The 12,858-nt window shown below is 33.6% G+C and carries 14 protein-coding genes and 1 pseudogene; 9 read left to right on the forward strand and 6 right to left on the reverse strand.

Translation table 11 applies throughout. The features are described 5' to 3' along the window. Window positions 1–65 precede the first annotated feature (65 nt). On the reverse strand, window positions 66–227 hold the full coding sequence (locus tag HKP48_RS01730; RefSeq protein ID WP_296342179.1) for a hypothetical protein: 162 nt from the start codon (window positions 225–227) through the stop codon (window positions 66–68). Window positions 228–584: 357 nt separating this feature from the next. After that, on the reverse strand, window positions 585–1,517 hold the full coding sequence (locus tag HKP48_RS01735) for a peptidylprolyl isomerase (RefSeq protein ID WP_296342181.1): 933 nt from the start codon (window positions 1,515–1,517) through the stop codon (window positions 585–587). 125 nt (window positions 1,518–1,642) lie between these two features. Here HKP48_RS01735 and HKP48_RS01740 point away from each other — a divergent pair, with 125 nt between their 5' ends. Continuing rightward, window positions 1,643–2,077 carry a hypothetical protein gene (locus tag HKP48_RS01740; RefSeq protein ID WP_296342183.1) on the forward strand — a complete coding sequence of 145 codons (435 nt, stop codon included), beginning with the start codon at window positions 1,643–1,645 and terminating at the stop codon, window positions 2,075–2,077. A gap of 249 nt (window positions 2,078–2,326) precedes the next feature. Then, complete coding sequence (locus tag HKP48_RS01745) at window positions 2,327–2,587, forward strand: hypothetical protein (protein ID WP_296342185.1); 261 nt, start codon at window positions 2,327–2,329, stop codon at window positions 2,585–2,587. A 59-nt stretch (window positions 2,588–2,646) separates the two neighbouring features. Here the strand turns inward: HKP48_RS01745 and HKP48_RS01750 are convergent. After that, a pseudogene (locus HKP48_RS01750) lies at window positions 2,647–2,841 on the reverse strand (IS3 family transposase); the annotation flags it as partial. Window positions 2,842–3,240: 399 nt separating this feature from the next. After that, window positions 3,241–5,445: an ATP-dependent DNA helicase RecQ gene (locus HKP48_RS01755; protein ID WP_296342187.1), complete on the reverse strand. Its 2,205-nt coding sequence runs from the start codon at window positions 5,443–5,445 to the stop codon at window positions 3,241–3,243. Window positions 5,446–5,540: 95 nt separating this feature from the next. On the opposite strand from HKP48_RS01755, the gene HKP48_RS01760 reads away from it, so the two are divergent. From HKP48_RS01760 to lptB, 4 genes are read left to right on the forward strand one after another with little or no spacing between them, the layout of a single operon-like run. Continuing rightward, window positions 5,541–6,506 carry a KpsF/GutQ family sugar-phosphate isomerase gene (locus HKP48_RS01760; protein ID WP_296342189.1) on the forward strand — a complete coding sequence of 322 codons (966 nt, stop codon included), beginning with the start codon at window positions 5,541–5,543 and terminating at the stop codon, window positions 6,504–6,506. Beyond that, the gene (gene tatC / locus HKP48_RS01765) at window positions 6,506–7,342 is read left to right on the forward strand and encodes a twin-arginine translocase subunit TatC (RefSeq protein ID WP_296342192.1); all 837 of its coding nucleotides are present in this window, start codon (window positions 6,506–6,508) and stop codon (window positions 7,340–7,342) included. Before HKP48_RS01760 ends, tatC begins: the two co-directional genes overlap by 1 nt. 8 nt (window positions 7,343–7,350) lie before the next feature. Continuing rightward, window positions 7,351–7,701: a carboxymuconolactone decarboxylase family protein gene (locus tag HKP48_RS01770; RefSeq protein ID WP_296342194.1), complete on the forward strand. Its 351-nt coding sequence runs from the start codon at window positions 7,351–7,353 to the stop codon at window positions 7,699–7,701. A gap of 51 nt (window positions 7,702–7,752) precedes the next feature. Then, window positions 7,753–8,493 carry an LPS export ABC transporter ATP-binding protein gene (lptB, locus tag HKP48_RS01775; RefSeq protein WP_296342195.1) on the forward strand — a complete coding sequence of 247 codons (741 nt, stop codon included), beginning with the start codon at window positions 7,753–7,755 and terminating at the stop codon, window positions 8,491–8,493. Window positions 8,494–8,521: 28 nt separating this feature from the next. On the opposite strand, the gene HKP48_RS01780 is transcribed toward lptB, so the two are convergent. Beyond that, window positions 8,522–9,322, reverse strand: coding sequence for a tellurium resistance protein TerC (locus tag HKP48_RS01780; RefSeq protein ID WP_296342197.1), 801 nt, complete (start codon window positions 9,320–9,322; stop codon window positions 8,522–8,524). 6 nt (window positions 9,323–9,328) lie between these two features. Then, on the reverse strand, window positions 9,329–10,081 hold the full coding sequence (locus HKP48_RS01785; RefSeq protein WP_296342199.1) for a CDP-alcohol phosphatidyltransferase family protein: 753 nt from the start codon (window positions 10,079–10,081) through the stop codon (window positions 9,329–9,331). 126 nt (window positions 10,082–10,207) lie between these two features. Between HKP48_RS01785 and HKP48_RS01790 the strand changes: the two genes are divergently transcribed. The 3 genes from HKP48_RS01790 to HKP48_RS01800 all read left to right on the forward strand — a co-directional run bounded on the left by HKP48_RS01790 (window position 10,208) and on the right by HKP48_RS01800 (window position 12,832). Continuing rightward, entirely contained in the window at window positions 10,208–11,278 is a 1,071-nt protein-coding gene (locus HKP48_RS01790; RefSeq protein ID WP_296342201.1) for a PorV/PorQ family protein, read from the forward strand. A gap of 18 nt (window positions 11,279–11,296) precedes the next feature. Next, window positions 11,297–12,478, forward strand: a complete 1,182-nt coding sequence (locus HKP48_RS01795; protein ID WP_296342202.1) for a DUF4105 domain-containing protein — start codon at window positions 11,297–11,299, stop codon at window positions 12,476–12,478. A gap of 216 nt (window positions 12,479–12,694) precedes the next feature. Then, window positions 12,695–12,832 carry a transposase gene (locus tag HKP48_RS01800; RefSeq protein ID WP_296342203.1) on the forward strand — a complete coding sequence of 46 codons (138 nt, stop codon included), beginning with the start codon at window positions 12,695–12,697 and terminating at the stop codon, window positions 12,830–12,832. Window positions 12,833–12,858 lie beyond the last annotated feature (26 nt).

The following is a 12,858-nucleotide window of genomic DNA, read 5'->3' on the forward strand; positions in this document are numbered from 1 at the left end:
CAATTTGTTACTTGAAAAGTATAACCAAATAATTTACAATTCGGTAAAAATTTTTCTCTTGCCCATTACACGGCAGCTTCGAGGCTATTGAATCGTTGAATTTTTTTATTAAAAAACAGACTTTCAATGACTGTGTTAAGAATACTTCCATCGGTATAGGCTACAACTCCATAACCCTGAAGCTTATAACTATTAGTAAAAAATGTGAGCCATTCATTAGGTTTCACGTCATAAGAATTACTCCTATTTGAGATATAGATTAAATCATCACCATCTGTTTCAAGAAAATTAGTAACATCACTGACAACAATTTTTACATGATTTTCTCAGGAAAATGAAACACCACTATTTATTTCAGATATCACAATACCATCAAAAACAAAAACTGTAGCAAAGTCGTAGGTAAATTCTTTCAATACGTATTTATAAAAAATAGAATCCTTTACACTTATCATATAATTAATGGATTACAACATGATACAAAGTATCTAAAATTTAAGCTTTATTGACTAAATCTAGGATAAAGTATAAAAAAAAATCGTTCTAGTGAGGCTAGAACGATTTAATTTATCTGTGATAATATTTTATTTAATATCCATCAATTCAACATCAAAAACTAATGTTGCATCTGGTGGAATGACACCACCGGCACCAGCACTTCCGTAACCTAAATCACTAGGTATTACCAAACGTGCTTTATCGCCTACATTCAATAAACAGATACCTTCGTCCCAACCAGCAATAACTTGTCCTACACCAACCTGAAAGTCTAAAGGCGCATTTCTCTTATATGACGAATCAAAGACAGTTCCGTCTGCTAATTGCCCCTTATAGTGTACAGAAACCATATTTCCTTTTTCTGCTTTTTGTCCATCTCCTTTTTGAAGGATTTGGTAACGCAAACCTGAAGCTGTTTCTTCAAAACCTGCTGCTAATTTATCTAACTCAGTTCTTTTAGCTTCGCGCTCAGCTGCTATACGTTCTTCTCTAGCACCTTCAAAAGTTCTAAAAGCTTCTACAGCGTTAAATTTTTCAGAAGCATCACCTATTCTTACAATTTCTAAACTTTCAATAACATCTCCTTGAGCAACAGCATCAACAATATCTTGTCCTTCTACTACATGACCAAAAACAGTGTGCTTACCATCTAACCAATCTGTAGCAATATGAGTTATAAAAAACTGACTTCCGTTTGTTCCAGGACCTGCATTTGCCATTGACAAAATTCCTGGCTTATCATGTTTTAATTCTGGATGAATTTCGTCATCAAATTTATAACCTGGGTTTCCTGTTCCTGTACCTTGTGGACAACCACCTTGAATCATAAAATCAGGAATTACTCTATGGAATTTTAATCCGTCGTAATAAGGTTTTCCTTGAGGTTTAGCGGAATTTTCTAAATTTCCTTCGGCCAAAGCCACGAAATTACCAACAGTTCCTGGTGTTTTTTTGAATTCTAGGTTCACTAAAATCTCACCTTTTGTTGTATTAAATTTTGCGTATAATCCGTCTTGCATTGTTCTGTATTTTATTTAAGGCTGCAAAGATAATGCTTTAAGTTACAAGTAAAAAGTTGAACGTGTAAAGTTTATCTGTTCTCTAAAGTGGAAAATAATATTAGTTTTGCTAAAAACTAATATTCATGGGATTTTCATTTTTCAAAAAGAAAAAAATCAATGCCTTAGACAGTATTGAAACTATTATAAAAGATGTTGAAAATACACCGTTTGGGATTTCTGAAGAAAATGTACTCTATGCAGGTTTAAATGAACTCGGCGGTTATTACTTTTTTCAAACGGTTGTTGTAGGGAAATTAAAAGTAAAAACTATAGATGGTGCAACTCTAATTATGAAAGGAGTTGATACTGAATTAGAAATAAAATCTGATACGCCAGAGTTTGAGTCTGATCCTTCAAATATTCCTTCTAGGCATATCACAAAAATTGACTTTCAAATTGAAGAATCTGATATCGAAATACTTAAAAACAGTAGAATCACCAGTATTCAATTAAAAACTAAAAAACAAGATATTTTGTTTACGAAGCATGATGGTGTTGGTGATGAGGAAGAAGAGTGAACATGTACGAATAGCCAACTAAATCAATACAAACTATTTGGTTAAATTTATAAAACTAAATTTTAGCTTTATTCTAAATTAATGAAACGATTTCTATTTATACTTTTGCCTTTTTGATAGCTTTTATAAATAGTGAAAGCATAAACGCTCAGAAAACTTTAAACAATCATACTTACAATTTTAAAAGCCTAGATATCATAGATGGCTTTGATGTTTACGAAGTAAGCTAAATTTTTTTGATGACTTACGGTGGCTCTGGATTGCTGGCACAAATTTAAATGTAAACAACACACTTATTATAAAACAATTATTCAGCGTTATGACGGACAATCCTTCTACACATTAGAACTACCTGAATTTTATACCTCAGTAAAGCCAGAAGTTGGTATTACAAAGCGACAAGATGGACAAATTTATGCAAAGTATAAATCTAATAATGAAGTACAACTTTTCAGCATGAAAGTATTAAATATGCTGCGTAAAATTAAAGTTATATTAATGCGAGTTTAATAGAATGAAAAGTAGTTGTTGATTTGATGGTATAAATCTAATCCAGTATTAGGTGGATTAAGATAGATACTTTCATACTTGACCCTGCGCCAAAGTCTTTCTATAAACACATTATCAATAGCTCTTACCTTGCCATCCATACTCAGCTTTATGTTAGACAATACTGTTTTGGTAAACACTTCAGAGGTGTATTGACTTCCTTGATCGGTATTGATAATTTCTCGTGTGCCATATTGATTTATAGCTTCTTGTAGTGTTAGAGTACACCAACCAGCCTGTTTCCATTGTATTAGATACAGACCAATATATAAGTTAACCTGTTGTACACTTATCTCAAAGTGTTGTGATATTTCTTTAGTATTTGGCGTTCTTTTAGAGCTTCTAAAACGACTTTCGTTTTAGATCTTGAGGTGAATTTTCTTCGTGTTATATCAGTAAATTTAAGGCTCTTTTTTTGAACTTAACTTACTATCCTAATTATTGGAGTATGATCAGTAACTAAACAATTGATAAAAAAGTGATTCAATTTAGCTATTAATTCTATGGATGGCTCTGCGATATCTAATCTCAGACCTTTTCTTTTTTAAAACTAAAACTTACTTTCTACTGAAACTGAATACTTCTAACTATTAACTGAGAACTCCATAGTAAAATTAATTTGCCACCTCACTAATAAACTTAATACGATACAGACGTAATTCCTCGTCATCATAATCACCATCAAATTCGTCAATGGCAACGTCTATTTTATCGGTTTCGGATTCCATGAAGTACTCGTGGATTTCTTCCTGTTGATCTTCATCTAAAATCTCATCTACCCAATAACTAATATTTAATTTGGTACCTGAATAGACAATAGCTTCCATTTCTTTTATCAAATCAGGAAGTTCCATACCTTTTGAAGAAGCAATATCAGATAGCGGCAGTTTTCTATCCACATTTTGAATAATATAAAGTTTGTTCGCCGAATTGCTTCCCGTAGATTTTACAACCATATCATCTGGTCGTACTATATCATTTTCATCTACATAATCCTTGATGAGTGCAACAAAATCAGGACCATATTTTTTCGCCTTACTTTCGCCGACACCATGAACATTAGATAATTCTTCGATACTTATTGGATATTTAAGAGCCATATCCTCTAAGGATGGGTCTTGAAAAATCACAAATGGTGGCACTCCCAGATGTTTTGCATTAGATTTTCGTAAATCCTTAAGCATTTTCATAAGCTTATCGTCTGCAACACCTCCACCGCCAGATTTAGCGTTGGTAATGATACTGTTGTCGGTAGCTTCATCAAACACATGGTCTTCGGCCATCATAAATGATGTAGGAGTCTTTATAAAATCTTCTCCAGCCTCGGTAATTCGTAAAACACCATAAGTTTCGATATCTTTTTTTAAAAGCTTTGCAACCAAAATCTGTCTTATCAATGCCATCCAGTGACGCGCATCTTTAGCTTTACCTGCTCCAAAAAATGTTTGTTGGTCTGTCTTGTGAGAAGAAATCAAAGCATTAGATTTTCCAACAATGACTTGTACTAAATCCTTTGCCTTATACTTTTGATTGGTTTTCTGTAAGATATCCAAAACGATTTTAACATCATCTTTTGCCTCTTTTTGTGGTTTTGGGTGACGCACATTATCATCCATATCTCCACCTCCACCAGTGTCGTTATCAAACTCTTCACCAAAATAGTGTAAAATGAATTTTCGTCTAGATACAGACGTCTCACAAAATGCTACGACTTCTTGCAACAATGCATGCCCAATTTCTTGCTCGGCGACAGGTTTACCTGACATAAATTTTTCGAGCTTTTCGATATCTTTATAAGCATAATAGGCTAAACAGTGGCCTTCTCCTCCATCCCGACCAGCACGACCAGTTTCTTGGTAGTAACTCTCTATACTTTTTGGGATATCGTGGTGTACTACGAAACGTACATCTGGCTTATCGATTCCCATACCAAAAGCTATAGTTGCCACAACAACATCAGTATCTTCCATCAAAAACATATCTTGATGTTTTACACGAGTCTTAGCATCTAATCCTGCATGATATGGAACGGCTTTTATGCCATTAACCTGAAGTACTTGGGCTAGTTCTTCAACACGCTTACGACTTAGGCAATATATAATCCCAGATTTTCCTTCGTTCTGTTTTACAAAGCGGATAATATCTGCATCAACATTTTTGGTTTTAGGACGTATTTCGTAATATAAGTTAGGTCTATTAAAAGAAGCTTTAAATTTTACTGCACTAGGAATTCCTAAACTCTTCAGAATATCTTCTTGCACCTTTTCTGTAGCAGTCGCCGTAAGACCAACTATTGGAATATTATCACCAATGCGTTTTATAATGTGTCTTAAATTTCTGTATTCTGGCCTAAAATCATGACCCCACTCACTTATACAATGAGCTTCATCGACAGCCATAAAGGATATGGTGACGGACCTTAAAAACTCAACATTCTCTTCTTTAGTCAACGATTCTGGAGCGACATAAAGCAGTTTTGTAATTCCATTCCGGATATCTTCTTTGACGCGTTTGACTTCAGTTTTGTTTAATGAAGAATTTAAAACATGTGCAACGCCATCATTATCAGAGACACTTCTGATAGAATCAACTTGATTTTTCATCAAAGCAATTAAAGGCGATACCACTATAGCCGTACCTTCTTTTATCAATGCTGGCAACTGGTAGCAAAGCGATTTGCCTCCACCAGTTGGCATAATGACAAACGTATTATTACCCGCAACTACATTTTCTATAACGTCTTCTTGCAGCCCTTTGAATTCTGAAAATCCGAAGTATTTTTTTAGTTCTGCGTGCAAGTCAATTTGTGCAACTCTCATTAATACCTATTCCTAATTTTAATTTACCTTTGCGTGAAGTTTAAAGATAATAAAAATCTTAATAAATAAACCATTTATAAAAGTACGTTTCTGTTTTGAACACAAAAGCCAATATTCTCGACATTGCAAAGTCAACAATCACGATGGAAAGTAAAGCCATTGCTAATCTTGTTAACTTATTAACCGATGACTTTGCTCTAGCCATTGAACTGATTTACAACTCCAAAGGGCGTGTGATTATTACCGGAATTGGAAAAAGTGCCATCATAGCCAACAAGATTGTAGCGACTTTAAATTCTACAGGAACACCTGCAATTTTTATGCATGCGGCAGATGCTATTCATGGTGATTTGGGATTAATTCTTGAAGACGACGTCGTAATTTGTATATCCAAGAGTGGAAACACGCCAGAAATTAAAGTTTTAGTACCACTTATTAAGAATGCCAAAAACAAAATGATTGCCATTACAGGTAATAAAGATTCTTTTTTAGGACAAAATGCAGATTATATTCTGAATGCATACGTAGAGCAAGAAGCTTGCCCAAATAATCTCGCACCAACCACAAGTACAACCGCACAATTGGTAATGGGCGATGCATTAGCAGTTTCACTTTTGAAACTTCGAGGGTTTTCGAGTAAAGATTTTGCCAAGTACCATCCTGGCGGCGCATTAGGGAAACGCTTATATCTCAGAGTTAATGATTTATCATCTGTAAATCAAAAACCTGAAGTAACCCTAGATGCCACGTTGAAAGAAGTAATTATTGAGATTTCTGAAAAGATGCTGGGCGTAACCGCAGTTACCGAAAACTCTAAAATCGTTGGAATTATAACTGATGGTGATTTAAGACGAATGCTAAGTAAGAGTGATGATATATCTAATCTTACGGCGAAGGATATTATGGGTCGCCATCCTAAACGCATTGCTGAAGATGCGATGGCCGTTGATGCTAAAGAAGCCATGGAAGAATTTGGAATTTCTCAACTTTTAGTTGAAAATGAAGGTAAATATGCTGGAGTGGTACATTTACATGATTTAATAAAAGAAGGCATTTTATAATGGCAAATAAAAATGTAGACGAAATGTCATTTCTAGACCATCTTGAAGATTTAAGATGGCATTTAATAAGGAGTACAATTGCTATATTAATAGCAGGAATAGTAGCGTTCTGTTTTCCTAAGATTTTATTTGGCATTATCATTTTTGGGCCAACTGAAATGACTTTCCCTACCTATCAGTGGCTATGTGAAATGTCACAACTTATTGGAATTACTAATACTACATTTTGTGCAGATAGGTTTCCTTTCGATTTGCAAAATCGTCTAGTTGCAGGGCAGTTTTCTACACATATCTGGACCTCAATATACGCAGGTTTTATTATTGCATTTCCATACGTTTTATATCAACTCTGGAGATTTATTAGCCCTGGTTTAAAAGAAAAGGAACGTAAAAACTCAAGAGGATTTATTATTATTGCTTCTCTTCTATTCTTTACAGGTGTTTTATTTGGATATTATGTCATCACACCTCTATCATTTAACTTTTTAGCAAATTATAGTATAAGTAACTTAGTAGTTAATGATTTTGATTTAAACTCTGTAATAGCTGTTGTAAAATCTTCTTCATTAGCTGCAGGTTTAGTATTTGAATTACCAATTATCGTTTATTTCTTGACTAAAGTTGGTTTAGTTACACCTCAGATTTTAAAGAAATATAGAAAATTTGCCTTAGTCATAGTATTAATTATTTCAGCAGTAATAACTCCACCAGATATTGCAAGTCAAGTGATTGTGGCCGTACCAATTTTAATATTATATCAAGTAAGTATATTTATTTCGCGCATCGTTGTAAGGAATCAGAAGAAAAAAGAACAAAAAGCGAAAGCAAAAGCATAAACAAACCCATGTCAGACATAGTAAAAGAATTTAACGACTATCGTTCTAAGATGAACGATAAGATATTAGCCGATAATAACAAGATTGTTAAACGTATATTTAATTTAGACACAAACGCTTTTGCGCCAGGTGCTTTGGATGTAAAAACTAAAGAACTTTTAGGTCTAGTAGCCTCTACTATACTACGTTGTGACGATTGTGTACGCTATCACTTAGAAACATGCTATAAAGAAGGTGTTACTAAAGCTGAAGTCAGCGAAACTTTAGGCATTGCCACTTTAATCGGCGGCACTATTGTTATACCTCACCTAAGGCGTGCTCATGAATATTGGGAAGCTCTTGAAAACCAAAACGAATAAGTTGCGTACGAAAATTGTATTTTTACCGTTCTAAGGTCTAGATAATACTATATGAAATTACACGCTGAAAATCTAATGAAGTCCTACAGTGGACGTAAAGTGGTAAAAGATGTTTCTCTTGAAGTAAATCAAGGAGAAATAGTTGGCTTACTTGGCCCAAATGGTGCCGGTAAAACCACATCATTTTACATGATTGTAGGTATTATTAAACCAAATGGCGGAACCATATATCTCGACGACAAAAACATTACCAAATATCCAATGTATAAACGTGCTCAAAACGGAATCGGATATTTGGCTCAAGAAGCTTCAGTTTTTAGGAAACTAAGCATAGAAGATAATATTCTGAGTGTTCTACAAATGACTAAACTAAGTAAAAAAGAGCAAAACGATAAAATGGAATCGCTCATTGAAGAATTTGGTCTTGGGCACATCCGTAAAAATCGTGGTGATTTACTCTCTGGTGGTGAGCGTCGTCGTACAGAGATAGCTCGCGCTTTAGCCACTGACCCAAATTTTATTTTACTTGATGAGCCTTTTGCTGGCGTTGACCCTGTAGCTGTTGAAGATATTCAGCGTATTATTGCCAAGCTTACCAAAAAGAATATTGGTATTCTAATTACAGACCATAACGTACAAGAAACACTAGCAATTACAGACCGCACTTATCTTATGTTCGAAGGTGGTATACTTAAAGCTGGAAGACCAGAAGAACTGGCTGAAGACGAAATGGTACGCAAAGTATACTTAGGTCAAAACTTTGAACTTCGTAAAAAGAAGTTGGAGTTTTAAAGGTAAATTTTTGCTCTTCTAAATTCTATTATTTTTTTAAGTTTTCTTTTAGAAGTTTCTTCTGATAACGACCTTGTACGATATCTACAACAACTAAAACTAAAATAACAAAATAGAACGTCGTTTTACTCATTGGTACAATTTCATTACCAAAGATTTTGAGATGTGCTAAATGTCCGCCTTCTGTAACCAGCATAATACCTACAATAAAAAGGATAAATAAGCCTAGCACTTCGTACATTCTGTTTTTTGCTAAGAATTCTGAAATACGGTCTGCTAAAAAAAGCATGAGTAAACCACTAACAACAATAGCTATAGCCATGACTACAAATGCAACTGTTGAGTTTTCAATTTCATTGGTAAGTCCAATCGCTGCTAAAATAGAGTCAAACGAGAACACCAAATTCATAATGACTATGCTTGTTACAACAGCATTTGAAGATTTTGTACCTTTAGATTGGTCTTCAACATTTACTGTTAAGTCATTTAGAGATATCATATGCCAGATTTCCTTAATGGCTGTGTAAATAATAAATCCACCACCAGCTAAAACAATTAAACTGTGACCGTTGAATGCAAACTCTAGAACATCTTCAATTTTTCCAGTTAAAAAGGAAAATGGATTCTGAAAATAGCCGATTAAAGACACAAGCAAAAACAGCAAAACAATACGTAAGCCTATAGCAATAAGAATTCCTATTTTTCTAACGCGTTTTCTATCTTTTTCGGGCGCTTTTTTAGACTCTAGAGAAATATAAAGCAAATTATCGAATCCTAATACAGCTTGTAACATAACAAGCATGAGTAGTGTAAATATAACTTCGGCCATAAGTCTTTATGAGATTTGTTTTTGGGTAAATATTGAAACTAAAATATATAGAATGATAATAATAGGAATAGCGATAAAATGAAATACAATCAACAAAACAACACTAGCCAGCAAAAATAGATAACGCGTTATATTGGATTTAAAACTCCAAGATTTAAACTTTAAAGCGAATAATTTAATATCAGAATTAAGCAAATAACTACTCAAGAAAGTAACACCAATTAAAAACCAAACATTGCTAAACAAGTTTGAAACCGTTATCGAAAATTGAAAGTGTAATATTAACGGAATCGAAAGTATAAGTAATGTATTAGCGGGTGTTGGAAGCCCTTTAAAATAACTTTGCTGGTCTTCATCTAGATTAAACTTTGCCAAGCGATAAGCAGAGGATAAAGTAATTAAAAATCCAACTAAAGCTATAGGAATAATTTTAACACCTACCCAATTAACAGTGGCGTTCCATCCTTCGTCAATAACAAAAATACCTTGATTCCCTAGAGCTTTACTAATCAAACCATACATTACTAAACCTGGCACAACACCGCTTGTTACTAAATCGGCTAAAGAATCTAGCTGAATCCCTAAATTACTTTGCACATTGAGCTTTCGTGCTAAAAGTCCATCAAAAAAGTCAAAAAAAACACCAATACCTACAAATAAAGCGGCACCAACATAATGCCCCTGTACTGCGAATAAAATAGCAACACAGCCTGAAAGTAAATTTAATCCAGTAACAAGGTTTGGTATATGTCGTTTCATCTAGCTTGGTTAGTTTCTGTAAAAATATAAAAGTATTTGAGTTCTACCTCCAAAGTGTACAATAACTCTACACTTTTATAGTTTAATAGAAGTAAAATATTGTGCATCTTTGTAAAAAAATTGTTCTTGAAAAATTACTTTGTAATTCTTTTAACGTTTTTAGCGTTTTCAACGTTTGGGCAAACATCAAGAAAGTACTCTAATGAGTTTATGAATATTGGTGTAGATGCTGCTGCGTTGGGCATGAGCAATGCTATAACTTCACATACAAACAATGTCAATTCTGGCTATTGGAATCCTGCAGGTTTGGTTAATCTTGAGGATAATGAACTTGCACTTATGCACTCTAGCTACTTTGCCAATATTGCCAACTACAATTACATTGCATATGCAATGCCATTAGATGACAAAAGTGCACTAGGTATTTCTGTGATTCGTTTTGGTGTGGATGATATTTTAGACACCACACAACTCATCGACGACCAAGGAAATATCAACTTTGATAGAATAAACACCTTTTCTACCGCAGACTATGGCATCACACTATCCTATGCAAGAGAACTCCCTATAGATGGTTTAAATTATGGTATTAATGCCAAAATTATACGTCGTGTTATTGGTGATTTTTCATCCTCATGGGGTTTTGGATTCGATCTAGGTATTCAGTTTGAAGGTGATAACGATTGGAAATTTGGTTTCATGGCAAGAGATATAACTACAACTTACAACTCTTGGGCGATTGATGAAGATGAATTTGAAAAAATTAGTGGTGCAATTGATGGGCAAAATCAAACCTTACCCGAAAAATCAGAATTAACGCTACCTAAACTAGAACTCGGGGTATCCAAAGAATGGGTTTTTCATTATGATTATACGCTGCTAGCCGCTTTTAATCTCAATGCGCGATTTGCAGAAACAAACGATATAATTTCAACATCATTTGCCAGCATAGCTCCTGCATTAGGCTTTCAATTTGGATATACAGACTTAGTGTTTTTAAGAGCCGGAGTTGGTAACTTTCAAAATGAATTACAAATTGATAATTCTGAAAATTTAACCTTTCAGCCAAATTTTGGAGTAGGATTTAAATACAAAGGTATTGAAATCGACTATGCATTTACAGATATTGGTGACCAAAGTGCAGCATTATATTCCAATGTTTTTTCGGTGAAGTTAGATTTCAGTATTTTTAGATAGAATATTCCAAAGACACATATGAAACTTAAGTTATCGTTACTAATTACTTTTTTTCTTTTTTATATAAGTCCCTCACAAGAATTACAACTTTCTCCACAAGCTGAAGTATCGGTGCTAACCTTTAGTCCAAGTACAAACCTTAATGATGCTTTTGGACATAATGCCTTCAGAATTAAAGATAGAAATTTAGGACTAGATGTCGTTTACGGCTATGGTGGTTATGATTTTGAAGCGCCTAATTTTATACTCAAATTTGCACAAGGAAAATTAAACTATCTAATTACAAAAAAAAACTTTTCAGAAACATTACAGACATACAGTTATTATGACAGAACGATAGAGCAGCAAAAACTAAATCTTAATTCGGCCCAAAAACAAAAGCTTTATAACTATCTAATTAACAACTATAAGCCTAAAAATAGGCGTTACCTTTACGACTTTTTTTATGATAATTGTGCTACAAAGATTAGAGATGTTACTAATATTATAGTTAATCAATCCATTAGCTATACAACTACTAGTAATGAAGAAACAACTTTCAGAAACCTTATTCATGAGCAAGTAGGGCGAAATACATGGGGAAGTTTAGGTATAGATATCGCTCTTGGCTCCTTGATAGATAGAACTATAACTATTGAGGAAAAAATGTTTTTACCAAAATACATTTATAAGAATTTTGAAACCGCTAAAATCAATAATACACAACCACTTGTAAGTAGTACAAATACCATATATAAGTCTAGAGAAAACAAAAGCTATACTTCAAATGTTTTTATAACAAGTCCAATAGTGATTATTGGTCTACTATCGGCTATGATTCTATCCATAACTTATAGAGATTATAAATCGCATAAGAGAACCAAATGGCTAGACTTTATCATATTTGGTGTTACTGGCATAACAGGTGTATTACTTTTGTTTTTGTGGTTTGGTACTAACCATATAGCAACAGGTTATAATTATAATCTGCTTTGGGCATTTCCGCTGAACCTTCTAGCTCTAGTTCAAGTGTATAAAAACAGTGTGAAAAACTGGTTTAGAAGCTATCTCAAATTCACTGTTATTATGCTTTGCTTAATGACCATGCACTGGATTATTGGTGTTCAGATATTTGCATTTGCTCTACTTCCGCTTCTTGTTGCGCTTTTAACAAGATATATCTACATTATTAGTTTCTTTAAAAAACAGCAAGTGCTTTAGTTTTTTTTAGTTAGACTATTGTCCTCGGTAGTATAATACTGTACTCAGAGTTTTCAGAATAATATTTAAATTCAGAAATGGGCTAGGGTGTTTTATATAATATACATCGTGAACTTGCAAGAAGAAACTGGACAATTAGATAAGAGATTATGCCGCTAACTTTTTATTATAGATGTTTAATTCAAATTCGTTAATAGTTTTATAATTTAAATAGAAATGTCTTCTATTTTTGGTAACATCAAGCAAAATATGAACTTTAAACGCTTTATGCTAAGAGGAATTGATAAAGTAAATGTAAAAATAGGGCTTATTGCAATGGCTCATAACCTTAAAAAGTTCCGTCTAACCATGTAAAGTTAACTTGAAACTTGCTCTTTATA

The organism is Winogradskyella sp. (assembly GCF_013042245.1).
In the GTDB taxonomy this organism is placed as follows: Bacteria; Bacteroidota; Bacteroidia; order Flavobacteriales; family Flavobacteriaceae; genus Winogradskyella.

Bases quoted from the DNA above. Each gene is read 5' to 3' on its own strand.
- HKP48_RS01735 (WP_296342181.1), bottom strand. From the start codon at position 1,517: ATGCAAGACGGATTATACGCAAAATTTAATACAACAAAAGGTGAGATT.
- HKP48_RS01740 (WP_296342183.1), top strand. From the start codon at position 1,643: ATGGGATTTTCATTTTTCAAAAAGAAAAAAATCAATGCCTTAGACAGT.
- HKP48_RS01755 (WP_296342187.1), bottom strand. From the start codon at position 5,445: ATGAGAGTTGCACAAATTGACTTGCACGCAGAACTAAAAAAATACTTC.
- tatC (WP_296342192.1), top strand. From the start codon at position 6,506: ATGGCAAATAAAAATGTAGACGAAATGTCATTTCTAGACCATCTTGAA.
- HKP48_RS01770 (WP_296342194.1), top strand. From the start codon at position 7,351: ATGTCAGACATAGTAAAAGAATTTAACGACTATCGTTCTAAGATGAAC.
- lptB (WP_296342195.1), top strand. From the start codon at position 7,753: ATGAAATTACACGCTGAAAATCTAATGAAGTCCTACAGTGGACGTAAA.
- HKP48_RS01780 (WP_296342197.1), bottom strand. From the start codon at position 9,322: ATGGCCGAAGTTATATTTACACTACTCATGCTTGTTATGTTACAAGCT.
- HKP48_RS01785 (WP_296342199.1), bottom strand. From the start codon at position 10,081: ATGAAACGACATATACCAAACCTTGTTACTGGATTAAATTTACTTTCA.
- HKP48_RS01795 (WP_296342202.1), top strand. From the start codon at position 11,297: ATGAAACTTAAGTTATCGTTACTAATTACTTTTTTTCTTTTTTATATA.
- HKP48_RS01800 (WP_296342203.1), top strand. From the start codon at position 12,695: ATGTCTTCTATTTTTGGTAACATCAAGCAAAATATGAACTTTAAACGC.